At 49.0% G+C, this 23,800-nt stretch carries 26 protein-coding genes and 1 riboswitch; of the genes, 17 read left to right on the forward strand and 9 right to left on the reverse strand.

From position 1 onward, the window contains the following. Window positions 1-479: 479 nt before the first annotated feature. The 4 genes from ccoS (at window position 480) to AB9P05_RS24030 (ending at window position 4,093) form a co-directional block, all read left to right on the forward strand. Complete coding sequence (gene ccoS, locus AB9P05_RS24015; RefSeq protein WP_371911446.1) at window positions 480-650, forward strand: cbb3-type cytochrome oxidase assembly protein CcoS; 171 nt, start codon at window positions 480-482, stop codon at window positions 648-650. Window positions 651-706: 56 nt separating this feature from the next. Next, complete coding sequence (ccoN, locus tag AB9P05_RS24020; protein WP_371911541.1) at window positions 707-2,881, forward strand: cytochrome-c oxidase, cbb3-type subunit I; 2,175 nt, start codon at window positions 707-709, stop codon at window positions 2,879-2,881. Window positions 2,882-2,967: 86 nt separating this feature from the next. Further along, complete coding sequence (locus AB9P05_RS24025) at window positions 2,968-3,168, forward strand: CcoQ/FixQ family Cbb3-type cytochrome c oxidase assembly chaperone (protein ID WP_371911447.1); 201 nt, start codon at window positions 2,968-2,970, stop codon at window positions 3,166-3,168. A 4-nt stretch (window positions 3,169-3,172) separates the two neighbouring features. Then, the gene (locus AB9P05_RS24030) at window positions 3,173-4,093 is read left to right on the forward strand and encodes a cbb3-type cytochrome c oxidase N-terminal domain-containing protein (RefSeq protein WP_371911448.1); all 921 of its coding nucleotides are present in this window, start codon (window positions 3,173-3,175) and stop codon (window positions 4,091-4,093) included. A gap of 98 nt (window positions 4,094-4,191) precedes the next feature. Here the strand turns inward: AB9P05_RS24030 and AB9P05_RS24035 are convergent, their stop codons facing one another. Next, on the reverse strand, window positions 4,192-4,572 hold the full coding sequence (locus tag AB9P05_RS24035) for a four helix bundle protein (RefSeq protein WP_371911449.1): 381 nt from the start codon (window positions 4,570-4,572) through the stop codon (window positions 4,192-4,194). 157 nt (window positions 4,573-4,729) lie between these two features. On the opposite strand from AB9P05_RS24035, the gene ccoG reads away from it, so the two are divergent. The 4 genes from ccoG to hemN all read left to right on the forward strand — a co-directional run bounded on the left by ccoG (window position 4,730) and on the right by hemN (window position 8,889). Further along, window positions 4,730-6,154 (forward strand): cytochrome c oxidase accessory protein CcoG, encoded by a 1,425-nt coding sequence (gene ccoG, locus AB9P05_RS24040; RefSeq protein ID WP_371911450.1) that lies wholly within the window; start codon window positions 4,730-4,732, stop codon window positions 6,152-6,154. A 205-nt stretch (window positions 6,155-6,359) separates the two neighbouring features. Continuing rightward, entirely contained in the window at window positions 6,360-6,797 is a 438-nt protein-coding gene (locus AB9P05_RS24045) for a FixH family protein (protein ID WP_371911451.1), read from the forward strand. 7 nt (window positions 6,798-6,804) lie between these two features. Continuing rightward, window positions 6,805-7,509: a sulfite exporter TauE/SafE family protein gene (locus AB9P05_RS24050; protein WP_371911452.1), complete on the forward strand. Its 705-nt coding sequence runs from the start codon at window positions 6,805-6,807 to the stop codon at window positions 7,507-7,509. A 27-nt stretch (window positions 7,510-7,536) separates the two neighbouring features. Beyond that, the gene (gene hemN / locus AB9P05_RS24055; RefSeq protein ID WP_371911453.1) at window positions 7,537-8,889 is read left to right on the forward strand and encodes an oxygen-independent coproporphyrinogen III oxidase; all 1,353 of its coding nucleotides are present in this window, start codon (window positions 7,537-7,539) and stop codon (window positions 8,887-8,889) included. A gap of 60 nt (window positions 8,890-8,949) precedes the next feature. Here hemN and AB9P05_RS24060 read toward each other — a convergent pair whose 3' ends face one another. The 4 genes from AB9P05_RS24060 to AB9P05_RS24075 form a co-directional block, all read right to left on the reverse strand. Next, complete coding sequence (locus tag AB9P05_RS24060) at window positions 8,950-9,597, reverse strand: hypothetical protein (RefSeq protein WP_371911454.1); 648 nt, start codon at window positions 9,595-9,597, stop codon at window positions 8,950-8,952. 18 nt (window positions 9,598-9,615) lie between these two features. Further along, window positions 9,616-10,224: a hypothetical protein gene (locus tag AB9P05_RS24065; protein ID WP_371911455.1), complete on the reverse strand. Its 609-nt coding sequence runs from the start codon at window positions 10,222-10,224 to the stop codon at window positions 9,616-9,618. 21 nt (window positions 10,225-10,245) lie between these two features. Beyond that, on the reverse strand, window positions 10,246-11,154 hold the full coding sequence (locus tag AB9P05_RS24070) for a hypothetical protein (RefSeq protein ID WP_371911456.1): 909 nt from the start codon (window positions 11,152-11,154) through the stop codon (window positions 10,246-10,248). Window positions 11,155-11,319: 165 nt separating this feature from the next. Further along, entirely contained in the window at window positions 11,320-11,493 is a 174-nt protein-coding gene (locus AB9P05_RS24075; protein ID WP_371911457.1) for a pinensin family lanthipeptide, read from the reverse strand. 223 nt (window positions 11,494-11,716) lie between these two features. Here AB9P05_RS24075 and AB9P05_RS24080 point away from each other — a divergent pair, with 223 nt between their 5' ends. From AB9P05_RS24080 to AB9P05_RS24100, 5 genes are all read left to right on the forward strand, one after another. After that, the gene (locus AB9P05_RS24080) at window positions 11,717-12,055 is read left to right on the forward strand and encodes a YciI family protein (protein WP_371911458.1); all 339 of its coding nucleotides are present in this window, start codon (window positions 11,717-11,719) and stop codon (window positions 12,053-12,055) included. A 5-nt stretch (window positions 12,056-12,060) separates the two neighbouring features. After that, window positions 12,061-12,516, forward strand: a complete 456-nt coding sequence (locus AB9P05_RS24085; protein WP_371911459.1) for a sigma-70 family RNA polymerase sigma factor — start codon at window positions 12,061-12,063, stop codon at window positions 12,514-12,516. Window positions 12,517-12,518: 2 nt separating this feature from the next. Beyond that, on the forward strand, window positions 12,519-13,319 hold the full coding sequence (locus AB9P05_RS24090) for a DUF6596 domain-containing protein (protein ID WP_371911460.1): 801 nt from the start codon (window positions 12,519-12,521) through the stop codon (window positions 13,317-13,319). A gap of 451 nt (window positions 13,320-13,770) precedes the next feature. Continuing rightward, window positions 13,771-13,956, forward strand: a complete 186-nt coding sequence (locus AB9P05_RS24095; RefSeq protein ID WP_371911461.1) for a hypothetical protein — start codon at window positions 13,771-13,773, stop codon at window positions 13,954-13,956. Between the two features lie 127 nt (window positions 13,957-14,083). Continuing rightward, on the forward strand, window positions 14,084-14,269 hold the full coding sequence (locus AB9P05_RS24100; protein WP_371911462.1) for a hypothetical protein: 186 nt from the start codon (window positions 14,084-14,086) through the stop codon (window positions 14,267-14,269). 8 nt (window positions 14,270-14,277) lie between these two features. On the opposite strand, the gene AB9P05_RS24105 is transcribed toward AB9P05_RS24100, so the two are convergent. Next, window positions 14,278-14,817: a gluconokinase gene (locus tag AB9P05_RS24105; RefSeq protein WP_371911463.1), complete on the reverse strand. Its 540-nt coding sequence runs from the start codon at window positions 14,815-14,817 to the stop codon at window positions 14,278-14,280. Between the two features lie 130 nt (window positions 14,818-14,947). Between AB9P05_RS24105 and AB9P05_RS24110 the strand changes: the two genes are divergently transcribed. Then, window positions 14,948-15,751 (forward strand): VOC family protein, encoded by an 804-nt coding sequence (locus AB9P05_RS24110; protein ID WP_371911464.1) that lies wholly within the window; start codon window positions 14,948-14,950, stop codon window positions 15,749-15,751. A gap of 24 nt (window positions 15,752-15,775) precedes the next feature. Here the strand turns inward: AB9P05_RS24110 and AB9P05_RS24115 are convergent, their stop codons facing one another. Continuing rightward, window positions 15,776-16,198 (reverse strand): hypothetical protein, encoded by a 423-nt coding sequence (locus tag AB9P05_RS24115; RefSeq protein ID WP_371911465.1) that lies wholly within the window; start codon window positions 16,196-16,198, stop codon window positions 15,776-15,778. Window positions 16,199-16,506: 308 nt separating this feature from the next. On the opposite strand from AB9P05_RS24115, the gene AB9P05_RS24120 reads away from it, so the two are divergent. Next, complete coding sequence (locus AB9P05_RS24120) at window positions 16,507-18,030, forward strand: IS1182 family transposase (protein WP_371911331.1); 1,524 nt, start codon at window positions 16,507-16,509, stop codon at window positions 18,028-18,030. A 116-nt stretch (window positions 18,031-18,146) separates the two neighbouring features. On the opposite strand, the gene AB9P05_RS24125 is transcribed toward AB9P05_RS24120, so the two are convergent. Then, window positions 18,147-19,259: a site-2 protease family protein gene (locus AB9P05_RS24125; protein ID WP_371911466.1), complete on the reverse strand. Its 1,113-nt coding sequence runs from the start codon at window positions 19,257-19,259 to the stop codon at window positions 18,147-18,149. Further along, complete coding sequence (locus AB9P05_RS24130) at window positions 19,243-19,887, reverse strand: HAD family hydrolase (protein WP_371911467.1); 645 nt, start codon at window positions 19,885-19,887, stop codon at window positions 19,243-19,245. Before AB9P05_RS24130 ends, AB9P05_RS24125 begins: the two co-directional genes overlap by 17 nt. A gap of 358 nt (window positions 19,888-20,245) precedes the next feature. Between AB9P05_RS24130 and AB9P05_RS24135 the strand changes: the two genes are divergently transcribed. Then, window positions 20,246-22,954, forward strand: coding sequence for a T9SS type A sorting domain-containing protein (locus AB9P05_RS24135; RefSeq protein WP_371911468.1), 2,709 nt, complete (start codon window positions 20,246-20,248; stop codon window positions 22,952-22,954). Between the two features lie 76 nt (window positions 22,955-23,030). Then, on the forward strand, window positions 23,031-23,468 hold the full coding sequence (locus AB9P05_RS24140) for a hypothetical protein (RefSeq protein WP_371911469.1): 438 nt from the start codon (window positions 23,031-23,033) through the stop codon (window positions 23,466-23,468). Window positions 23,469-23,555: 87 nt separating this feature from the next. Then, window positions 23,556-23,762: riboswitch (cobalamin riboswitch) on the forward strand. The last annotated feature ends 38 nt before the right edge of the window (window positions 23,763-23,800 follow it).

The raw sequence follows: 23,800 nt of genomic DNA on the forward strand, positions 1-23,800 counted from the left end.
ATCTTGTTGTTTCGTCTCGGCTCCCATCTTCTTCAGCCTTGTGTGCTGTAATACAGGGCTTTATAAATGGCCATAAAAACCCAACACTCCCTAACTCATAACTAAAAACTAAACACTCAACACTCTATTATTCAATTACTCTGTAATTCTATTACTCAATTATTCACTCATTCTCTCATTCAAAATTCATTCATTAACTTTCTGCCATCCGCCACAAGTCGCGATCAATCGCGCCTCTACAGGGGTATCTCTCTTTCTATTATTCCGTTATCCAACCCTACCAACTCATAACTATCTTATGTAATGACTCAATTATTCTGTCATTCTATTACTCATCAATTCACTCCTTCTCTCCTTCAAAATTCACTCATACCTAACCCTTACAGAACCTGATATATATCAGTTTTTGCGCTGATGCCCATCATCCCAATCCAGCCGGTGGCTGTGCACCTTTGTAAGGTCAGAAAAGCAAAAAGATTATGAGTGCCATTTTTATCCTTATCGGAATTAGCCTGCTGGTAGCCTGTGGCTTCCTGGGGGCCTTTCTGTGGGCCAGCAAGAGCGGCCAGTATGAAGATGATTACACGCCCTCTGTCCGTATGCTCTTCGATGACGAACTGATCGATAAAAGTCAAAAAACCGGAAAGTAGATATGAGTATCGGTGTACTATCCACATCCGAAAAAGAGAGCCGTTCCCGTGAGCAAATGCACCTCACACCGGAGCGGTTCTCTTACGATAATAATATCGTTAGGATGTTTGCTGCCGCCACCACGATTTGGGGCGCTATTGGAATGCTGGTGGGCTTACTTGTGGCCCTGCAGCTTGTTTGGCCGGATTTGAGCTTCGGCATTCCTTATACCACATTTGGCCGTATCCGACCGCTTCATACCAATGGGGTGATCTTTGCCTTTGTAGGAAACGGTATCTTCACAGGGGTATACTACTCGCTGCAGCGCCTTTGCAAAGCACGGATGTACAGTGATGCCCTCAGCAAGATCAACTTCTGGGGATGGCAGCTTATCATCCTCGCCGCCGTGGCTACCCTGCCGCTGGGTATCACCACGAGTAAGGAATATGCCGAGCTGGAGTGGCCTATTGATATCGCCATTACCCTTATGTGGGTGGTATTTGGTGTTAATATGTTCGGTACCATCCTCAAGCGCCGCACCCGCCACCTCTACGTGGCCATATGGTTTTACATAGCCACTTTTGTGACTGTGGCGGTGCTACACATCGTTAACTCATTCGAGATACCCGTTACTTTCTTTAAAAGCTATAGCTGGTATGCCGGTGTACAGGACGCCCTTGTACAGTGGTGGTATGGCCATAACGCGGTTGCCTTTTTTCTAACTACCCCTTACCTCGGCCTGATGTATTATTTTATACCTAAGGCTGCCAACCGTCCTGTATACTCATACCGATTATCTATTATACACTTCTGGGCTCTCATATTCATCTATATATGGGCCGGTCCTCACCACCTGCTGTACAATGCCCTGCCTGACTGGGCGCAGAACCTGGGCGTGGTATTCTCCATCATGCTGATTGCGCCTAGCTGGGGCGGTATGCTGAACGGCCTCCTTACGCTGCGTGGAGCCTGGGACAAGGTGCGTGAAGATCCCGTACTTAAGTTTATGGTAGTGGCCGTTACGGCTTACGGTATGGCGACATTTGAAGGCCCTCTGCTTTCACTGAAAAGCGTAAATGCCATCAGCCACTTTACCGACTGGACCATCGCCCACGTACACGTAGGCGGCCTGGGCTGGAACGGTATGCTCACCTTCGGTATGCTTTACTGGCTCATACCTAAGCTGTACCGTACTAAGCTGCACTCTGTGAAGCTGGCCAATGTGCACTTCTGGATTGCCACCCTGGGTATCCTCTTCTATGCCCTGCCTATGTACTGGGCCGGCTTTACTCAAAGCCTTATGTGGAAAGAGTTTACGGAAGAAGGGCTGCTTGCCTATCCCATCTTCCTGGAAACGGTTACTCAGCTTAAACCACTGTATGCGATGAGGGCCTTCGGTGGGGCTGTCTACATCGTGGGTGTGATTGTGATGGCCTATAACCTGATCAGGACTGCTTCTCAGGGTAAATTCCTGAAGAATGAAGAGGCAGAAGCCATGCCTTTAAGTAAAGACTACACTGAGCACAAAGGAGAGCACTGGCACCGCTGGATCGAACGCCGCCCTGTGCAGATGCTGGTAGGTAGCCTTGTCGTGATCCTGATTGGTGGTATGGTAGAGATGGTTCCTACCTTCCTGATAGAGAGCAATGTACCGCAGATAGCAACAGTGACGCCCTATACCGCGCTGGAACTTGAGGGCCGCGATCTCTATATCCGTGAGGGCTGTAATAACTGCCACAGCCAGATGGTAAGGCCCTTCCGCTCGGAAGTGGAGCGCTACGGCGATTACTCCAAGGCCGGTGAGTTCGTGTATGACCACCCCTTCCTGTGGGGTAGTAAACGTACGGGGCCCGACCTGGCAAGGATAGGAGGGAAGTACCCCAATAGCTGGCACTTTAACCATATGCTCAATCCGGAAAGCACCTCCAGCGGCTCTATCATGCCGGTATATGACTGGCTCATTGAAGATAAGCTGGACTATGCCAACATCGGGGATAAGATAGAAGCCATGCGTACCCTCGGGGTGCCGTATCCGGAAGGATACGAAGACAGTGCCCGTGCTCACCTGGAGCGCCAGGCGGCGGAGATCACGCAGGATCTGACGGAAAATGGCATACCTGCCGTACAGGACAGTGAGATCATCGCGCTCATCGCCTACCTGCAGCGACTGGGTACGGACATAAGCGTGGAAGAGGACAAGCAGTACGAGCCTTATGAGATAGCTCCGGCCGAAGAGCCAGCGATACGATAAAGCGATAACCTAACCGGAAGCCGGAAGTGGCGGGAGGTATGACCCTCCCGCCATGAACCCGGAGTTTCTGACCAAATACTGATATCATGTTAAAGTTCATAAAACATCATATGGAAAGCATCAGTGGTATAGATATTTACCCCCTGTTTTCCCTCATCGTTTTCTTCCTCTTCTTCACCGTGCTCATCGTGCTGGTGATGCGTACCGGTAAAAGCAAGATAGACGAAGTAGCGGCCATGCCTCTGGATACTGATACACTGCCTACTAATCTTACGAGCCATGAATAAATACATGAAATATAGCTTAGCAACCGTCCTGCTGCTGGGAGTGAGCCCGCTGGCTGCCTTTGCACAGGCATCCGGTGCAGCCGGCTATAGTGAACAGGACCTCATGCTCTACGGCATCATCGGCCTGCTGGCCCTGCTGATACTTGCCACTGCCGGCCTGGTATACAGTGTCTTCTCACTGATGAAGTTCCTCAAAGATCCTGAGGGGGCGCTGGCAGAAAGCGAAGCGGAAGAAACGAGCTTCTGGCAGCGCTTTAATACCAAATTTAACGACGCGGTGCCGCTGGAACGCGAGGAGGAGGTACTTACAGACCATGAGTATGACGGCATACACGAACTGGATAACAACCTGCCCCCCTGGTGGAAGTACATGTTCTATGCCACAATCGTGTTTGCCGTGGGCTACCTCGCATCCTTCCATATGTTTGGCCTGATGGATAGCCAGGCAGAGGCTTTTGAGGTAGAAATGCTGGAAGCAGAGCTGTCCCGCAAGGCCTACCTGGCCAGTGCCGCCAACCTGATCGATGAGACCAACGTGGCGCTGATGACGGATGAGGCAGGACTGGAAGCGGGTAAAACGCTCTACCTGCAGCACTGTATGCCCTGCCACGCCAAGGATGGCGGGGGAGGGGTAGGTCCGAACCTCACAGACCCCTACTGGCTGCACGGTGGCACCATCCACGATGTATTCTCTACGGTAAAATACGGTGTGCAGGAAAAAGGCATGATCAGTTGGGAGAGCATCCTTACACCCCAACAGATGCAGGAAGTGTCAAGCTACGTCATCAGCCTGCAGGGCACCGAACCTGCTAACCCCAAAGAACCCCAGGGCAAAATGGTAGCTCCCGTAGAGCCCGAAACAGTTACGGACGAGATAGAGGTAACCAAAGAACCTGACGGGGATGTGGAGAATAGTAATGAATGAATTTTGAATGCAGGAATGGTGGGAAGTAATTGAATTACAGAGTAATTGATTTATTGAGTAGGTGAAAATGGAATAGCCGTGCAACGAGGGAATATTAATCAGAGTTGGGCAGACTTTAATCCGGCGGATTTCTTGATTTTAGCCATGATTTTCAAAAGTTCTGTAGCCTCAGTAGCCAGTTTTTCAAGAGAAGGAGGGCAATGGATGTTTGATTCATTCAGTAATTCGATCCAGAAACAGGTTTCGTCTGCCTCTTCTACTACTATGCAGATTTTAGCATAAAACTCTTTACCGGATCGGGCACGGCAAGCGGCACGATAGTTTGCTGCAACGGAAGTAGCACTTCTGAGAAGTTGCCTTTTAATGACATAACATTCGTCTGCCTTAGGTAAAGCCTGGCAAACGCGAATAGCCAAAAGGGCAAATTGCTTGGTTCGGGATTTTAACGTATTAGAAAACTCTATGGTACTTGGTAACACGGCTGATTGAATTAAGTGGCCTGCAAATCTAATATAAATTTTATCAGATCACAGGATAATTAAAGTATGGCGCACTGCTTACCACCCCGTCGTTCATTCTATTAATCGATTACTCTGTAAATCAATTACTAAACAATTCACTCATTAACAAACGTCTATGCTAACGGCTGAGGAAAAACAATCTTATCGTGATAAAATTTCCACTGTGGATGCGGAGGGAAAGCGTGTATGGATATATCCTAAAAAGCCTTCCGGGCCGTATTATAACTGGCGAAAGTGGGTGAGCTATGGCTTATTGATATTATTATTTGCGGGCCCGTTTTTAAGGATAGATGGGCAGCCTGTATTATTATTAAATATCCTTGAAAGGAAGTTTATAATATTAGGACAGGTATTCTGGCCGCAGGACTTTCATTTATTTGCCCTTGCGCTTATAGCGGGTGTGGTATTTATAATATTATTTACTGTAGTATATGGCAGGCTGTTCTGTGGGTGGGTATGTCCGCAGACCATCTTTATGGAGATGCTCTTTCGCCGGATAGAGTACGCCATAGAAGGCGACTGGACCGCCCAGCGTAAGCTGGATAAAGAGCCCTGGCACCGTACTAAGGTCCTGAAAAAGGGCAGCAAGCACCTCATCTTCTTCGTGATCTCCTTTATCATTGCAAATACATTCCTCGCCTACATCATAGGTAGTGAGGAGTTAATTAGTATCATCACGGACCCGCCTGCAGAGCATGTCGGCGGCTTACTGGCCATCCTCATCTTTACGGGTGTTTTCTACGGCGTATTTGCGAAATTCCGTGAGCAGGTTTGTACCACGGTATGTCCCTATGGCCGGCTGCAGGGCGTGTTGCTGGATAGAAAGTCAGTAGTAGTAAGCTACGACTATAACCGCGGAGAGCCGCGGGGCAAGTTCCGGAAAAAGGAGGACCGGGAAGAGGTGGGTAAGGGCGACTGCATCGAATGCATGCAGTGCGTGCAGGTATGCCCTACAGGTATCGATATACGTAACGGCACCCAGTTGGAGTGCATTAACTGTACCGCCTGTATAGATGCCTGCAATACTATCATGGATCAGGTAAACCTGCCACGTGATCTGATACGCTATGACTCAGAAGAGGCGATTGCTGACCCCACCAAAAAGAGCGGTTTTCGCATGGATACGCGCAGCGTGGCCTACAGCCTGGTACTGGTGGCCTTACTCGGTGTCATCGGTGCGCTTCTGTTTATGCGCTCCCAGGTGGAGACCTCTGTACTGCGTACTCCCGGCACGATGTACCAGGAGCAGCCCGATGGCCGCATAAGCAACCTCTACCAGTACAAGGTAGTGAATAAGAGTAATGAAGAACTGGAAGTAATGCTGACTACGCCGGACCATCCTGACGCTGAGATTTCCTTTGTGGGTCAGGAGAGCATCATCCAGGTACCTCCACAGGGTACGGCCGAGGGCGCCATGTTCATCATATTACCACAGTCAGCTATACGCGAGATATCCCAGGAAATCAATCTGCAGGTGGAAAGCCCGGCAGGCGAGGAGTTTGAGGCTGTAAGTACCACATTTTTAGGGCCTGTAAAGTAAGCCTGTGGGCGACTGCTCGAAAACCTGATATATATCAGATTTTAGGCTGAGAGCACTCATACTCCGTGTAGCTTTCATTCCCCACCTTTGTCATAAATGAACGGGGATAGCCTGCGGCGCTCTGGTTAATTTTGCTAATGCAGGTCTTCGGTAGACTTATAAGTGCCCGGGTGTCCCCCTCATTTTTACTATAAACAGAATGACTATGAAGTTTAATTGGGGACATGGAATCGCCTTGTTTTTCAGCTGTTTCGTAGGGTTTATGGTCTTTTTGGCCGTGAAGTCGCATAGCGTGAATATAGACCTTGAGGCTGAGGACTACTACGCTCGTGAGCTGGCTTATCAGGCACATATGGAAAAGAAACATAATGCCGAAAGCCTGAGTACTGCACCTGAAGTGCGCCAGGAGGGCCATACCCTGGTGGTTACCTTTCCCGAAGATGGCGTACCCGATACGGGAGAATTACTTCTCTTTCGCCCCAGCGATAAGCAGTATGACCGCGAAGTGGCGCTGAGGCCCTCCAAGGGTACTACCCGCACCCTGAATGTCGACGGTCTACCGGGCGGACGCTACCGCCTGCAGCTTGACTGGGAGCGGGCTGGCGTCGCCTATTTTACCGAACTTTCTGTTTACCTCAGATAACCATCTCATGACTCTGGTGCCTGCCTTTATCATCGGATTTGCCGGTAGCCTGCACTGCGTAGGCATGTGCGGCCCCCTTGCTCTGGCTGTGCCTGCCGGCTCTATCCGGACAGGTCGCTGGCTGCTACACCGTACAGCCTATCAGGCCGGCCGCCTCCTTGTTTATGCTTTACTGGGGGCGCTTATAGCCCTGGCAGGGCAGGGGGCCGCCTTTGCCGGCTGGCAAAAGGCGCTTTCTATCGGGGCAGGAATGTTTCTTTTACTACTAGCTGTATTACCTGCTCAGATGGAGCGCCTTGCCTCCGGTAACGGGCGTGTGGCGGCACTCATTTCCCGGTTACGAAAAAAACTTTCTGTGCTTATTAAAGCCGGAGGATGGAAAGCAAGCGCTACCCTTGGGGCTTTGAATGGTCTGCTACCCTGTGGCCTTGTTTATGCCGGACTGGCAGGAGCTCTGCTCACAGGCTCTGCCCTGAATGGGGCCTTATGGATGCTGGCATTTGGCCTGGGTACGCTGCCGGCCATGATCCTTGTGCTCACCTCCGGCAACCTGCTCCTGGCCCGGTTCAGGCCACAGGTGCGCAAGGTGATGCCCCTTACGGCTGGCCTCCTTGGCGTAGTGCTTATAATAAGAGGCCTGGAGCTGGGCGTGCCTTACCTGAGCCCCCTACTGGAATGGACCACCCGCAGCATACCTGTTTGCGGGGGCTGATTATCCATTTAGAAAAACACTGGAAAAATGAATACCTCGCTTATAAGAAAATACAATGTGCCCGGCCCACGCTACACCAGCTACCCTACGGTACCCTACTGGGACGAGACACCCCCTACAGAATGGGAATGGAAGCAGCATGTAAAGGCCTCATTTCTGAGAGACAAAAGCATCAGTCTCTACATTCATCTGCCCTTTTGCGAGAGCCTTTGTACCTATTGCGGGTGCAATACCCGTATCACAGTGAACCATAAGGTAGAGGTGCCCTACCTGGAGACCGTCCTGAAGGAGTGGCGCATGTACCGCGAACTGCTGGGGGAGGCACCGGTACTGCGTGAGCTGCATCTCGGTGGCGGCACACCCACCTTTTTCTCTCCTGAAAACCTGGAAAAGCTTATTACTGGTATTCTTAATGACTGCATTGTGCCAGACCAGGCTGAGTTCGGCTTCGAAGGCCATCCTAATAATACTAATTACGCCCACTTACAGACTCTTTATAGCCTTGGCTTCAGGCGGGTAAGCTTTGGCATACAGGACTTTGATCTCAAGGTGCAGAAGATGATAAACAGGGTGCAGCCCTATGACAGGGTAAAGCAGGTGACTGAGTGGGCGAGAGAGATAGGCTATACCTCGGTAAACTTTGACCTCATATACGGTCTGCCTCTGCAGACCTCTGAAAGCGTGAGGGAGACCATACGGCTTACGAATACCCTGCGGCCCGACCGCATTGCTTACTACAGCTACGCCCATGTGCCCTGGGTAAAGCCTGGCCAGCGCCGCTATACCGAGGCGGACCTGCCCTCTAATGAGACCAAGCGACACCTGTACGAAATAGGTAAGAGCATGTTTGAGAAGAACGGCTATGCAGAGATAGGCATGGACCACTTTGCCCTGCCTGAAGACAGCCTGGCACAGGCCATGAGCAAGGGAGAGCTCCACCGCAATTTCATGGGCTATACCACACAGGCCACCGGTATGATGATCGGCCTGGGGGCCTCTTCCATCTCAGATACCTGGACGGCCTTTGCTCAGAATCTGAAGAAGGTAGAGGCGTACAAGGAAGCAGTAACCGAAGGCCGTTTTCCCGTCTTCAGAGGGCATCTTCTCACTGAAGAAGACCTGGTTCTTCGCCGTCATATACTTAACCTGATGTGCCGGTTTAAAACAGGCTGGCAGAAGGAGAATAGTGAAAATGTCTATCTGCAGGGAGTGGGAGACAGGCTGCGGGAGCTGGCAATGGACGGGCTGTTGCGCGTGGAAAAGGACTCCATCTCCATACCGGAGCGGGGCAAGCCCTTTGTGCGGAATATCTGTATGGCATTTGATGCCCGCCTCTGGCGAAAACAGCCGGAAACACAGGTATTCAGCTCTACTGTATAAGCGTTCATTTATAGCTTCTATAAACAAAAATGCCCCGGTGCGTACCGGGGCATTTTGTCTTTAAAGCACTTCCAGTTTTCTCATGATTTTCATGGGAATGTATTCCCCCAGTCTCGGTTCGTATATATCTCTTTCTATGTAATATACTTTCACACGTGAGCCTTCCAGTTTTTTAGCGGCCGGGCCTTCCACCTGGTTGGCATTTTCGAAAAACTCCTGCCATAGCAGCTTATGTTGCCTGCCGCTTTCGTCTTCTATATACAGCACGTTAAACTGCTTACTTTCCAGGCCGCTAAAGGTACCGGTAATGACTCCCCCGCCAGTGCTTTCGCCCTCAGCGTAGTCATCTTCCTCCGCTATCTCATTGATCTGGTCCAGGTTTTCCCCTACATACTGAAGAAAAGCCGGGCAGGATGATACCATGCGCAGGGCCAGCATCTCGAAGAACTTCTCCATGCCGGTCTCGTCATCAAGGTTTTCTATGTTGAAGTCATGTTGCTTCCTGATCTGTTTTGCATATGGAGTGGCTGCCTGTATACCGCATAATGCGATCTGCATTTGTAGTTGTTCTGCAGATTTTATACTTGGTGCCTGGTTGGTGAAGCATTCGCAAGTGGCCTCAGCCACCTTGTCCATCACATCCTGGCTTTGGGCGGTGCCGGTTACTGTCAATAAGAGCATGACAGTGCCAATAAGTACATTTTTCATGTTTAAGCTTTCTAAGTATTAATCAAAGTTAATTTCCGTTATGATCCTGGCGGGAATGTATTCGTTCATGTCGGCCCGATACAGTTCCTGGCTATAGTAGCTTACCCTCACCTTTGTTCCCTCCAGTTTTTTTGCCTCTGCTTGAAGCAGGTCTTCACTATTTTTAAAGTCGTGGAGAATGACGAAGGTGTATCTTTTACCGCGATTATCCAGCAAGGTGAGCTTATAGAAACGCCCTGCCTCCAGGTATTGAATTGTGCCTTCCACTTCTTCCTCTTCGGGATAGCTCTCCGGGCGAGGTATTTCTCTTTCGCTTTTGATGTGGCCCATTCGTTGTTGATAAGCCGGGCAGTCAAGCAAAAGGCGGGTAGCCACCTGTTTTCCCATTTCCCCTATTTGGGGAGGTACCTCACTCATTTCCTCCAGTTTCTTCATGTGGGGCTCCAGGGCCAGATTCATGCACTCGGCTATAGTGTACTTCAGGTCCACAGAGGACATGCTCTCCAGCGGTTTTTTATCCAGGCACTGGCAGGTTTCCTCAGCAAGCTTATCGTAAAAAGCATCATCCTGGGCAAAAGCCGGGGGCAAGAGGCCCCCTAACAGGGCCAGGGTTACGACTGAAGTCAAAATGTACTGACGCATGCGTAATTAGAGCAAGGTGAATTTTCTAATAACATTGGTGGGCTCAAACTCCCCTGAGGCAGGGTTTAGCAGGTCTGTTTGTATATATTCGACCCTTACTTTTTTGCCTTTGAGTTTTTCGGGAGATGTCTTCATAAGCTCCCGGCTGCCGGAGAAATACTGGAGCCAGAGGAATTCATGGGTCTTTCCATCGGTATCTTTTACCATGAAGCTTCTGAACTGTTCACCTTGCACGCCTGAGAGCGTGCCTTCCAGCGCATAGGGCGATGGGCTTTCACCTCTCATGGTGCGCCGGTTGGTATCGTCCAGGGAGCGCCTGAACACCAGGGAGCCAAAGTCGGGACATCTTCGTATGATAGCCATGATGAGGCTCGCCGTTACCTTATCCCATTCGTATGTCGTTTCTTCCTTTATGCCATAGGCCTCCAACAGTTCATCTTTTTTGACCTTAATGATCCGGTCAGAGCAACTTGTAACGGCATCGAGTTTCTGCTCTTCGGATGAGGTGTCCCCGGCTTTTGATCCGGCACATTCGCAAATTGCCGACGTTACCCTGGTAGTAAGCTTTTCTTTAGCACTCAGGTTATCATCAGCCTCCAATTGGGCCGCCTTCATGGAAACACCCACAATGTCACACGTGCTTACCATCTCCTGCCTTACCATATAAGCTGCCTGGTTGGCCTCTTCATAAACCCCGAAATCGAGATCATAAGCGGCCTTAAATTCAGCCTTTCTTCTTTTTATTTCCAGGTAGACACAGGCTGAAATATCATGGGAGGCATCCGGATCTTCCACTGATAACAATTCCAGGCAGTAGCAGGCATCGGCTGCCGCTTCCCTGGCAAGGTTGCTATCCTGTGCCCCGACGGATGAACTACATGAGAACAAGACACAAGCGAGTAAAAATCTCTTCACGTATTGATATGAATTTTCCCTCACAAATATGCACTGTTATTGGTCTTCAGGCAAGGTGGGGTGTAAGCATTTGACCGTTTTAGGCGGGGTAAAAGGCTGGATAGCCGCAGGGTGAAGAGAAAGGGGGGATAAGAGCCCGATGCATCAGGCTCTCATGTAATGTTTCTAACAAATAGGCTCTCCTGGTCCGAAGTTGGTCACACAGTATTCATTATAGGTGCAGTTATAGAGACTGGGGTCTTTGCTCCCGCCGGCTATTTCACGACTGCCCTTGTCAGACAGGCCTGTTTGGAAGCTCTCTACCTGCAGGGTGCTCAGGTTCATTTTCTTTCGTTTCATAGGGCTGTAATTAGATAGTTTGACTTAATTCCAAGTTCGGAAATATTATTATGAGCTGCCATCACCATTTTTAGGTAAATATTTTCTAAAAAAAATAGCCCCCTGGATGTCCCGTTTGTCAATGCCACCTTGTCTATAGAGCAAAGGCAGAAAGAAATTACGGTCCCCGTTTTATCCATTTGCCGGTAATCAGTACATTTATTTACCCTATACTATGATACTCATGAAAAACTTTATGTTGCTCATACGTGAAGACCTGGCCCTTACCAGCTCTAGATCGGAAGAAGAAATGCAGGCAGAAATAGACGAATATACCCGCTGGGTAGAGTCCCTTTCTGCAGAGGACTTATATGTAGCCGGTGATCCGCTTGCCCCCGAAGGCCGTCTTATGACCGGCGAGGAGGTGCAATCCGATGGTCCCTTTATCGAATCTAAAGAAGCCGTGACAGGCTATATTCTTATTAAGGCCCGGGATCTGGACCATGCTGTGGAGCTAAGCAGGGGCTGTCCGGTGTTCCGCTATGGTGGCCAGCTCGAGGTTCGTCCCGTATTCTCATACTGAGCTGCATGTCCTCATCTGCACTGCATACTGAGGTAGACAGGCTGTATCGTACCCACTACGGCAGCCTTACCGCTTCTCTGTCGGCCTTCTTCCGTCTGGCAAACCTGGAGCTGGCCGAAGATGTGGTGCAGAATGCCTTCATGGCGGCCCTCCGTGCATGGGAAAAGGATGGGCTGCCCCGCGAGCCGGTCGCCTGGCTATACCGTACATGCCGTAACATGGCTATTAACGAGTTGCGAAGAAAGCAGCCCCTATCAGCACCGGCAGGCCGGGTTTCGGCTCTGCCGATACCGGCTGACGATGCGCGTCTGCGGCAGACCTTCCTGCAAAATGAGATCAATGACAACCGCCTCCGTCTGCTTTTTGCCACCTGCCACCCGGATTTTGCTCCCAGGGCCAGGCTCATCCTTACGCTGAAAACGCTTGGGGGCTTAAAACGGAAGAGATTGGCCAGGCGCTGAATATGAACGGTGAGGCTGTACGAAAATCACTGAACCGTACGCGCAGCCGGATCAGGGAGAAGAATATGCCCCTCCGGGTACCCTTTGCCATGCAATCGCGCGAGCGGCTTGCCAGTGTGCACCAGGTGCTTTACCTCATGTTTACCGAAGGCTATAGTGCCACAAGGGGTGCCGAACTGCTTCGCCGCGACCTGTGTCTGGAGGCCCTGAGACAGGTAGCGGCGCTACTTCAGCAGCCAGACATAGCTAATGGCGCCACCCATGCCCTCTATGCCCTTATGCTATTCACGGTAGCCCGATTCGATGCCCGCACCGATAGCGAGGGAGGGATGATAGAGCTGGCCCGCCAGGACCGTAGCCTGTGGGACAGGAAGGTAATTCAAAGCGGCATAAGCCATTTCCTGGTGGCTAAAAAAGATAACCTTTGGGGACGATATCACTATGAGGCAGCCATTTTGTCACTGCATGCCACGGCGGCCCACTTTCACGAGACGGACTGGGAGGCCATCGTAAGGTTATACGATGCCTATCTTCAGGTAGATAACAGCCCGTTTGTAAGGCTTAACCGGGCCCTTGCCCTGCACTTTGGCGGCAATACGGCGACGGCACTGAAAGAAGCTAAGCAGCTTGATGAACTCAAAGACCATCTACAGTACCTTATCTCTATGGCAGAGTTACATAAAGCCATAGGTGATAAGGACACAGCTACAAACTATTGCCTGGAAGGGCTTAAGAAGGCTCATAATGACCGGACCAGAGAAGCTTTGGAGAAGGAATTAAGGGCCCTGTCTGGCATAAGTTGAATAATCAAATTATATATTAGGTTAATAAGAATGGATTAAATATTAAATTTAATTATTTGAATTGTTTTTTTATGTAAAGGGTTATATTTATAAAGTGAAATATGAAAAAACTAAGCCTTTGGATTATGCAAATTTGGAAGTATTGATTTGTTTAATTGATAAGGCTGCCCTGACCAAAGCAGCCTTTTTGTTTTTTTGCCCTCCCCCGATTTAAAATGTTCGGTATTATGGTTATATTTTTAGCTGTAATTATTAAGCAGCTATAGAAAGAAAGGCCAGTTTCACTTTCTTGGCCAGGCATGTTCTCCTTAAAGATTATGAAAGGTAGACCTTTGCCTGCCACTTGTCTGTAAATGTGCTTACGTATCCGTGGCTGCTTCCCGGTAGTGATTTGATGGGTACATGCCTTTGAATCAACACTGAATGCATTTAATTTTTAACTATTTCTATAATGAAAAAAGAAAAACTGACCCTTGATTCTCTGCAGATAAGCAGTTTTAAAACCTCCGAAGCCGGTAGAGCAAAAGGCGGTAACTTTGCTACCCGCTACCCTCAGCTTTGTGATTCTGAGCTGCGCTGTGAAACCATCGATTACACAGCGTGTGACGGTGGTTACCAATGCCAGAAATACCCTTGATTTCGGCAGCGTAGGGTATTAAGGCCATACAGGCTTGGGCGTGTGGGTTTTAACAATTACGCTACAAATGATATAGACGGCTTTGAACCAGGTTCAAGGCCGTTTTTTTTAACTAAATTTAACAGCCATGAGGAAAGAGAAATTGTCTCTTCGGCACCTGAAAGTAACGAGCTTCAAAACATCAGCCATAAAAAGGATAAATGGAGGGGATGCAGCCACCCAATATGAGGTTTACTGTGATTCAGTCAGGCATTGTGAAACCATAGATCACTCGGCATGCTATGGTGACCAGATTTGTAAAAGGTACTATTGATGAGTTGCCTAGTCAGAACGGCCCTCTTTCACCGGGGGGCTTTCCACCGGCAGTAGGGACAATACCTCTTCGACGATCTCATCGGGCGTTTGGTCTACTGACACGATAATGGCTTCATCTTCCGGGGGTTCTTCCAGCGTGTCAAATTGAGACTGCAGCAATTCTTTCTTCATGAAATGCCCTTTGCGCGAATCGATTCTGGAAAAAATAAGATCAAAAGGCCCCTGCAGGTATACCAATATCATTTCTCCTTTCATCTTGCTTTCCAGCTGCTGCCGGTAGCTTTTTTTCAGGGCTGAACAGGCCAGTACTGCCCCATCCAGGGTTTCCATCCCTGCCAGCACTTTTGAGAGTGCCTCAAGCCATGTGCTGCGGTCCTTGTCCGTCAGTGCCGTTTTGGCCTTCATCTTTTCTATGTTCTCTTTAGAGTGGTAATCGTCCGCATCCTCAAAGGGCAGGTCCAGCGCTTCCGCTACCTTTTCCCCTATCAGTGACTTGCCGGAGCCTGACACACCCATTACCACAATTATCGGTTTTAGATCAGCCATATAGTAAGCTAACTGATTATCCGGTAATTTGATATAAGCAAATGAATTTTGTTGCCCTCCTTAGACGTGTGTTGTAGGTGTTTCAAGGTAATTTTATACCTTGAGGACTATCTACCAAATCTCATTTACCATGCCCGAATCGATGTTTAAAGGACTAAGAACCACCATATACCGGGTGGCTGATATGCAGGAGGCTGTAGAGTGGTATGCCGGGTTGCTGGGACAGCCTCCCTATTTTAATGAGCCCTTCTACGCCGGCTTTAATGTAGGGGGCTTTGAGCTGGGCCTGCAGCCTTATGAAGAAGAAGTACAGCAGGCAAAAAGCCGTAATGTAGCCAGTTACTGGTCTGTGGATGATATAGAGGATACCTTTTCACAGATGCAAAAGCACGGCGCTAAGGCTTACGAAAAACCGCAGGATGTAGGAGGGGGGATCAAAACTGCCACTCTCCTGGACCCATGGGGTAACCTGATCGGTATCATACAGGAGCCGCCGGTGGTAGAGGCCAGCCAGCGCCAGGATCCAGGCGTAACGGCCCTGGGCGGGATCTTTTTTAAGAGCAAAGATCCTGATGCGCTTAAAAAGTGGTATGAGGAGATGCTGGGCCTGAGTTCAGGGCCGTACGGTACCTCTTTTCGGTGGCGCAAACCGGGCAAGGGTTATGGCTATACCGTATGGTCAGTATTCAGCCAAAAGTCTGATTATTTTGGAGCTGCTGAACAATCCCATATGGTAAACTACCGGGTAAAGGACCTGGACGGCCTGCTTGAAAGATTACGGGCCCATGGGGTCGACATACCGAAAGAGCCTGAGTCATTTGACTACGGTAAGTTTGCCTGGGTAACAGACCCTGATGGCAACCGCATAGAACTGTGGGAGCCTGATGACGGGGTATACGGGAAGATGGGGGACGAATGGGCGGAATCTCACTGATCCGCCCCATCGTCCAGCCTTAAGTCAGTATGAAAGATCAGCCGTAGCCGCAGGCATAAAGGCTATGGCAGCAGTACGGTGCATCCACTGGCTGAAGGTATCCAGCGGGAAATCACGCAGGCTGGTAAAGTTGATACAGCCCTTTTGTACTTTAAAAAAGGAGGTCGTTTCAGCCAGCTCGCGGCGAAGTTCCGGGTGTGCATACATCACTGCCGAGCGAAAGGTGAAATAGAGTTTTGTACGGATCAGGCTGTATTTGAAGACCCCTTCCTGTTCATACAGCAGCACTTTCTTATGTTGCATGTGTTTCCCAAGGCGTTCATCCACCATGGGGTCAGCCTGCATAATTGCTGCGCGGATACTGTCTAATGTTTTTTTGTCTTCCGGGGTGAGGTCTGATGCAAAAGGAGGTGCCTCCACCTGCTTAGCGGGTTTGGTTAGGTTCATTGTAGGGTTTGGGTGTTTTGATTATTTATATTAGATGCGGCAAGGCACACATCACATGACAAGCCGGTAGATTATGGTAATGATATTACGAAATTTTGCCATGAAAACCCATCGGCGGGAAATAAAAATAACCGGCAGGCCTAACGTTTTTTTCTGTGGGACAATAAAGTAGTGTAAAGTACCTTAATCATCATATCAACGGAAGAGGCTGTCTCAAAAGGCAGCCTCTTTTTTTTGGAGTTGGCCATAAAAAAAGCGAGGGCATTACTACCCCCGCTTTCCAAGATGTGATATCTTGAGTTGTGTCAATAAGCGAAAAGATAGTTTTTAAAGACTACAACCCCAAGCAAATTATGCTTTTACCTCCGAGCCTGGAGGAGTTAATAGAGGCAGACCATCCAGTTCGGGTGGTCAACGAAGTGGTCGATCGTCTTGATATTGCCCCTCTATTGACTGGTTATAAGCCTGGCGGTACATCAGTATATCATCCAAGGATGCTGCTTAAAATATTGATTTACGGGTATATGAGTAATATCTACTCTACCCGCAAGTTGGAGGCAGCTATTGGTCAAAACGTTCACTTCATGTGGTTGGCAGGTATGAACAAGCCTGACCATAACACTATTGCCCGTTTTCGATGCGATCGGTTGAAAGATAGCCTGAAGGTGATCTTTGCTCAGATTGTAATGTTCTTAGTTGATGAGGGCCTACTGGACTTAAAGACAGTTTACACCGACGGCACCAAGATAGAAGCCCAGGCTAATCGCTACACGTTTGTGTGGGGCAGGTCTATTAAGACCAATACCGAAAAGATAAGCCAACAGCTTGAAGAGTTGTGGGACTATACCCAGCGGGTGGCAGAAGACGAGTTATATCAGGAAAAGCCTGATTTTAGCAAAATCGATGCTCGAAAGGTTAGTGATACTATTGATAGGATTGACCAGGCACTCACGGGCAAGAAGATAGCAAAAGGGAAGAGGCAGAAGCTTACCTATGCACGAAAAAACTGGCCTGGGAAGCTGGCTGAATACCAGCAGAAGCAAGCTATACTGGGACAACGAAACAGCTATTCAAAGACTGACCACGATGCAACCTTTATGATGATGAAGGAAGACCATATGCGAAATGGACAGCTCAAGCCGGGCTATAACCTTCAGATCAGCACCTCCAATCAATACTTGGTAAACTACACGATCCATCAAAATCCTACCGACACCCTAACGTTACAACCCCATCTTAAGAACTATCAGCAGTTATATAACACCCTGCCTGACACTATATGCGCTGATGCAGGATATGGTAGCGAAGAGAACTATGACTATCTGAAAGATAAAGTAGAGAAGGCCTATGTAAAGTATAATTACTTCCATAAGGAGCAAACCAGAAAATGGAAGCAAGACATATCTAAATCTCAGAACCTGCATTACAACGAAGAGCAGGATAAGGTCTATTGCCCGGCAGGCCAGCCAATGGATCATATAGGAAAGCGAAAAACAAAAACTAAGTCGGGTTATGAACAAACTTATGCACAATATCAGGCCAGAAACTGCCTGGAGTGTCCATTAAGGAGCGGTTGTTTTAAAGCAAAAGGCAACCGGATAGTTGAGATCAATCATAACCTTAGAACTCACAAGCAAAAAGTGCGGGATATGCTTATGAGTGACCAGGGAATAGCTCATCGCAAGCAGCGACCGGCAGATGTAGAAACTGTGTTCGCAGCCATCAAACACAACCGGGGCTTCCGCAGATTTATGATGCGGGGAACAGAGAAAGTCGAAATAGAAGCCGGACTACTGGCTATTGCACATAACCTGCTCAAAAAGGCTTCATAGAGAGCCTGTTTTCTTCGCCAAAAGAAAACAGATCATCAATAGCATTTACAGCAGATGAGCCTGGAAAGAAAAAAGTAAAGGCTGCCTCAACACTTTTGAGACAGCCTCTTTTTTCGTTACTGGAGCGAGATGGGTACTGGTGTAAAGCAGATAACAAAAACAATGAGCGCTATCCAGCCCAGTACCTGCCGGGCGGGACTCAGCGGTTCGTCGTGCTTTACAGGCGGGTGCCCCACTCCGATAACCCTGCCGATAAGAAAGGCAAAGAGCAGCCATCCTGTGAAGCCTTCCACTGCCGGGTAAAATGCTTTGATCGTAAACTGAGCCGCAAAGATGGCCGCCGCCACAAAAAGCCTCTTTTGCTTGTCCTGCGTAAAGCTGAATAGGCACACATAGAGAAAGCCAAGGTACAGCAGGGCATTGAACAGCAGCTCTACAGGGGGCAGAAACGGGGATATTAGGCCCAGGCCACTGTAGAATAACAGGCCTACGTACAGGGTGCCCGCCACCATCTTATGCTTTCGCAGGCCTATGAGGCCGTACAGGATGTGGCCGCCATCCAGCTGGCCGATTGGCAGCAGGTTAAGCGCGGTAAAGAATAGCGCCCAGAAGCCTGCCATAAGCCAGGGGTAATGGCTCATCTCCGCCGCAGGTGGTAGCCGGTCAGGGTCTGCCACTACCTTTTCGAAAAAGAGCATGGTGAGGTTCTTGCCGAATTTGAATGAGGTGGTGCTGTCTGTGGAAACGGCTTCTATCGACTCCTCCAGGGTGCTTCCCTGCCCCACATACTCCGGATGAATGTCATAAATATAATCGTAGGTAGGGAGGTGGCTGTAACCATAGTATAATACCCCTATGGCAATGACAAAACCGGCCAGAGGCCCGGCTATGCCTATGTCGAAGTATTCCCTGCGGGACTGTATACGCTGCTTTATCCGGATAAAGGCTCCCATGGTACCCAGAAATATGGGTATGAAGGGAATGAAATAGGGTAATGAGGTCTTGACTCCGTTGCGCCGGGCAGTTAAGTAATGCCCTGCCTCATGTATCGCCAGAATGCCAAGAAACGGTACGGAAAATGCCATGCCATCCAGAAACTCTTCGTAGCTGATGGGCATGGTAAAAAGTATTTTGCTATGTATCCAGAACACACCCGCCAGGGTGGTAGTGAGGAAAGTGACAATAAGTAAGGTAATATGCAGTAATGCCTGCTTAAGGTTGGGGTTCATATGAAAAAATTTCGAAAAGGCTGTCCGGTTTGGTTACTAGTATGGTGCTTAGCCCGGTTTGCCTGGCACCTGCCAGGTTCTCTTCCAGGTCATCCAGGAAAATACCCTTTGCTGCATCCAGGTTGTTTTCTTTTATCACGCGAGTAAACAGCTCAGGGTTCGGCTTTTTTACCTTTTCTTTATGAGAGTAGTAGCATTTGGTAAATAAATCATCAAAAGAATTCAGGCCGCTCACCTCTTTAAGTTTACGCTCCACTTCACGCATATGAATGCTGTTGGTATTGCTCAGCAGATAAAGGGTATGGGAGGAAGAAAGCTCCCGAAGCAGGGCTATTTTGGCCGGAGGTATTGTCTTTAGCATGCTATTCCACGCTTCGTCCAGCAAATGGTCAGCCGCATGCGTATGCAGGATCTGTCTTAGCTCGGTTCTGAAATCTGCCTCACTGATTGCGCCGGTTTCCAGTGCATTGCTTACCATAGCCAGCGCCTTTAAGTCCAGCCTGTTACGCCTGCGGTGTGGCAGCAGGGTTAGCTGCCGGACGGTGTCCTCAGGTGCGATGTCTATGATGACCCCTCCCAGGTCAAATATCAGGTATGTAGCTTCTTCCGGTTTCAGACCACTTTTCATTATTCCGATTTAGCTTTCAGGATAGTTGCAAGTATACTATTCATCCCTTCAAAAAACCTATTTATAGGCCCAAAAGGATTACATGGTGAGTGATTTCGATTAAAAAAGATTTTTAACGAGTGGTAAGCCATTGATTCACAGAAAAAAATAAAAGCCTCTTGATGAAAAAAAGAGAGGCCAACGCTTTTAAATAATCCGCAATACATCTACTTTATATTATTAAACTAAACACCCCGACCACTTATCTGATATAATCAGACTATTATATCCCGGTTAGCTTTGCCGGTATGCAAACCACCACCGTATATAACCGCTGGTATTAAAGCTGACTATCATTAAACCTTAATCCTTACTACCTATGAAAAAGTACCTTTACCTGATTCTTACCCTTTTAGTACCGCTGGCCGGCTATGGTCAGCAACCGGAATTAGTACCGCAAAATGATGCCGTCCGGGGCTTAGCCGCATTTTCTCCGGAAAAGCTGAAAGGCAAGTCCCACAAAGAGGGGTGGGTTTATACCGCCTCCGATTATGAAAGAGCAGGGGACAACCTCCGCAAGACCTTTTACCTCTCTGTGGATAATCCCGGCAACTATTTCTTTGCCGCCCACGTGATGGGTATAGCCGATGTGCCCGCGGAGAATACGGTTAGTAATAAGCAGTATCCTCTTAAGCAGGTAGCTGTATACCTGGATGATGAATATCTGGGTGAGCTGGACATCAGAAAAGATGGCTGGCATCCTGCCACGCTTAAAGGCAATAAGCAGGTAGGGCTGACAGCCGGGGACCACACCATAAGCTTTGAAAGCACCGCCCCGCACTACCCGGAGGTGGATGTAATCAAGGTGAGCGACCGCCCCGATAAGGCCACTTTTGATATGAGTAAATACAACACATACCTGAGTGAGCTGAAGGATAACGGCCTTAAGAATGTAGGCAAGGCCTTTAAAGCCGAGCCGCCAACTGAAGGGACAGCCGGTGAGGATCCTTTCTCTGTAGAGATGTCTGCTTCTAACTCAGGATATACCCATGAGGTAAACTCATATGTGTTAAGCAACCCGCTGGGTAACTATAAGCACCTCATGAATCTGCCTGTGGTATATACTTATTACAAAAAGCTGAGTCTTAGCAGCGGACAGAATGTGACCTTTCATACAAGCCCCATTTCCGGGCAGGACTACTACAGTGTGGACCCCGTCATGTACCTCTTTCATGCCACCGATATTAATGTAGCCTGGTCTAATGATGATTATACTAATCTGCACCCAAGAATTAGTGTAAGCATACCCAAAAGTGGCGACTATTACCTGGTATTACGCGCCTATAATAACTCTTATGCCAATGACCAACTGGGCAGGCAGGGCCTTGTGCAACTATACCAAAACGGATCACTCCTTACCAGTGAAGCGGTCATTAGTGGCTACCATGTAAGCGTAGGCACAAGTAATACGGGGATACTGAACTACTTTACCGCCTACAGTACAGGCAACCCTAAGCTATGGCTGGCCCCTGACGGCTATACTTCACCCATTAAGTTTTATGGTAACAGGTTCTGGTATGTTTCACCTATGGACCATCAGTGGTATGATGATGCCAGGTTCAGGATACAGAAGAACACCTCATCTTACCAGAATATGTACCTGCTGGTGAGTGCAGAAGGTGCCTGGTATGTGTACTGGGGTAACGCGGATGCATACGGATCTGTCAAGCAGGGGAGCAGTACCGTGAGGAGCTTTTTTCCTAACCTGAAGGAAAATGACGCCATGCAGACGGCCCCCTCTACCAATACGTATAACTGCGCCGCCTGGGCCGGAGGGATGACCAATGGCTGGTTCTGGGGTTGTTTATACCCCAGTAATGCCGGTGGCTCCTGTGCCTCGGGGACGTATTACGGCAGTGCCCAATCCTGGAATACCTGGGATAACTTTTTCGGCAATAGCCCCATGCGGTATAGCGGGGCGGTAACGTATACCCGGACCAGTGCTAATACCAGCAATGCTGAGGTGGCCGGATGGGCGAAAAGTAACGGGGAGATTACCCACTTTTCCGTTACCCGCGAGGCGAATAAACACCCGCACGGATATGCCTGGGAAAGTAAACCCGGAGGCCTGGAAAGGATATTTCACCCGCGCGATGCGCTTAACAGCACAAGTTACGGCTCTATCGTATATTACTACCGTGACCAGGCCAAAGATCCCTACCAGCCCTGGGAGGCAGCACCCCGTGGCGATGATGTTACAGCCCAAAGGGGCATAAATATCTCTGCCGAGCCGGTATTTACCATGGAAGAGAGCGTAAGGCTCGGGCTGACCGTACTGCCGGACGTGGCCCTTTCACAGGCGGAGGCCACTGTACTCAGTGAGCTGTCTGCCAGGTATGTAACCGAAGAGGGCGAGACAGAGGCCCTGTACAATGAGTGGCTGGCTGCCTGTAATGCTAATGAACTGAAGCCTAACAGTAATCCGTATAAGTTCTTTGAATTGCCGGAAGCTGAAAAGCTGCGGGCCCATTTCTACGCCAATGAAGAGCCCGCTACGGCCTTTCTTATGCAAAGGCTGTTCGATGCGGATGAAAACAGCTTCGAGGCCCAGGTAGGGGGGATGTTCTTCAGCGGCCTCACCGGGCAGAAGTATAATGAGCTGATGGATGAGGTGAAGGAGGAGTGGCAGCAGAACAGCTATACTGATGAGGGGGCCTATGTAGCTCCTCTTGCTACCGCTAATACGCGCAACTACATCAAGAAGATACTTGAGAAGCGCTACCTGGGCGAAGAGGAAAAAAGTGCCCCGGCCAGTGTAATACCCGATAATAATGAATTATTTATGGTATACCCTAACCCGGTATACACTATCTCTGAGATTTCACTGAACCTGCAGAAGGCTTCCGTTATTACGCTGACTTTATATGATGTAAATGGCAGAATGGTAAAGGAGTATGCAGTGAACGAAAGCTACCTGCCGGGCCAGTACAGCTTTGCGGTAAACCGCAGTGAGTATGATGCCGGTATGTATGTGGCCACCCTGAATATAGAGGGGAAAACCTTCCAGCGGAAAATCCTGGTGCGCTGATAGTCTCTGCACAATAATAGATTTTACAAAGTCCTGTGTACCTGCATGCACAGGACTTTTTTTATCTTACGTGCATATGACCAGATACCTGTTTGTTTTTATTTTCCTCATATCATGCCAGCCGGCATCATCTGCTGTGAACACACCGGGTGAGATGCCGGACAGCCTGCAGCACCTGGTGGAGGATTATGAGAGGCAGACAATGGTGCTGAGTTGTAGCTGGTGCCGGGTAAATCATGCCTCTTTTCTGCCTGTGATTACTTATGTGACACAGCACCCCGATACCATGCCCTTCTTATTCGATAAAGCTGAGTCAGACCCCCTCTTCAGGTTTGCTTATATCCGCTTGCTGCAGGAAGTGAAGCCAGGACTGTATCGTCAGTTGCTGGAAGCTAACCATATTTCCCTCCGGCCCCCGGACCCGGCTTCGCGTGAGGCTACCGATGCCTATTACAACAGGGTCTATTCGATGGACTGGGAAGAAATAAAAAAGCTCTCTCAAGAGACTGAATAAAGTCGTATAGACGACCTTTTAAAAGCTCTCAGGGGCCTTTTAGCCTATCAAAATAAAATTTTACTAGATATCTGATGCCATTTGCCTACTTTTGCACCGGTTAGTGGTTCCTGCCTTTGCTCATTTCAAAGGAAGGATTAAAAGGGAAGTCCGGTGTAAGTCCGGCGCTATCCCCGTAGCTGTAAGCTCCTTAACCCTTACGGAAATCTAATGCCACTGTCTGCCTATGGCGGATGGGAAGGCTTCCGAAAGGGGGAGTAAGCCAGAAGACCTGCCGTCAACCGTTAAACCAACGAGCTTTCGGGTGAAGAGCTGGCAGGTAGTACCCTTTC

It is taken from the genome of Roseivirga sp. BDSF3-8 (assembly GCF_041449215.1).
GTDB lineage: Bacteria > Bacteroidota > Bacteroidia > Cytophagales > Cyclobacteriaceae > JBGNFV01.

Bases quoted from the DNA above. Each gene is read 5' to 3' on its own strand.
- AB9P05_RS24115 (WP_371911465.1), bottom strand. From the start codon at position 16,198: ATGAACCTAACCAAACCCGCTAAGCAGGTGGAGGCACCTCCTTTTGCA.
- ccoN (WP_371911541.1), top strand. From the start codon at position 707: ATGCACCTCACACCGGAGCGGTTCTCTTACGATAATAATATCGTTAGG.
- AB9P05_RS24125 (WP_371911466.1), bottom strand. From the start codon at position 19,259: ATGAACCCCAACCTTAAGCAGGCATTACTGCATATTACCTTACTTATT.
- AB9P05_RS24045 (WP_371911451.1), top strand. From the start codon at position 6,360: ATGAAGTTTAATTGGGGACATGGAATCGCCTTGTTTTTCAGCTGTTTC.
- AB9P05_RS24050 (WP_371911452.1), top strand. From the start codon at position 6,805: ATGACTCTGGTGCCTGCCTTTATCATCGGATTTGCCGGTAGCCTGCAC.
- AB9P05_RS24030 (WP_371911448.1), top strand. From the start codon at position 3,173: ATGAAATATAGCTTAGCAACCGTCCTGCTGCTGGGAGTGAGCCCGCTG.
- hemN (WP_371911453.1), top strand. From the start codon at position 7,537: ATGAATACCTCGCTTATAAGAAAATACAATGTGCCCGGCCCACGCTAC.
- AB9P05_RS24085 (WP_371911459.1), top strand. From the start codon at position 12,061: ATGTCCTCATCTGCACTGCATACTGAGGTAGACAGGCTGTATCGTACC.
- ccoS (WP_371911446.1), top strand. From the start codon at position 480: ATGAGTGCCATTTTTATCCTTATCGGAATTAGCCTGCTGGTAGCCTGT.
- AB9P05_RS24090 (WP_371911460.1), top strand. From the start codon at position 12,519: ATGAACGGTGAGGCTGTACGAAAATCACTGAACCGTACGCGCAGCCGG.
- ccoG (WP_371911450.1), top strand. From the start codon at position 4,730: ATGCTAACGGCTGAGGAAAAACAATCTTATCGTGATAAAATTTCCACT.
- AB9P05_RS24080 (WP_371911458.1), top strand. From the start codon at position 11,717: ATGAAAAACTTTATGTTGCTCATACGTGAAGACCTGGCCCTTACCAGC.
- AB9P05_RS24140 (WP_371911469.1), top strand. From the start codon at position 23,031: ATGACCAGATACCTGTTTGTTTTTATTTTCCTCATATCATGCCAGCCG.
- AB9P05_RS24135 (WP_371911468.1), top strand. From the start codon at position 20,246: ATGAAAAAGTACCTTTACCTGATTCTTACCCTTTTAGTACCGCTGGCC.
- AB9P05_RS24100 (WP_371911462.1), top strand. From the start codon at position 14,084: ATGAGGAAAGAGAAATTGTCTCTTCGGCACCTGAAAGTAACGAGCTTC.
- AB9P05_RS24130 (WP_371911467.1), bottom strand. From the start codon at position 19,887: ATGAAAAGTGGTCTGAAACCGGAAGAAGCTACATACCTGATATTTGAC.
- AB9P05_RS24060 (WP_371911454.1), bottom strand. From the start codon at position 9,597: ATGAAAAATGTACTTATTGGCACTGTCATGCTCTTATTGACAGTAACC.
- AB9P05_RS24025 (WP_371911447.1), top strand. From the start codon at position 2,968: ATGTTAAAGTTCATAAAACATCATATGGAAAGCATCAGTGGTATAGAT.
- AB9P05_RS24105 (WP_371911463.1), bottom strand. From the start codon at position 14,817: ATGGCTGATCTAAAACCGATAATTGTGGTAATGGGTGTGTCAGGCTCC.
- AB9P05_RS24095 (WP_371911461.1), top strand. From the start codon at position 13,771: ATGAAAAAAGAAAAACTGACCCTTGATTCTCTGCAGATAAGCAGTTTT.
- AB9P05_RS24075 (WP_371911457.1), bottom strand. From the start codon at position 11,493: ATGAAACGAAAGAAAATGAACCTGAGCACCCTGCAGGTAGAGAGCTTC.
- AB9P05_RS24110 (WP_371911464.1), top strand. From the start codon at position 14,948: ATGCCCGAATCGATGTTTAAAGGACTAAGAACCACCATATACCGGGTG.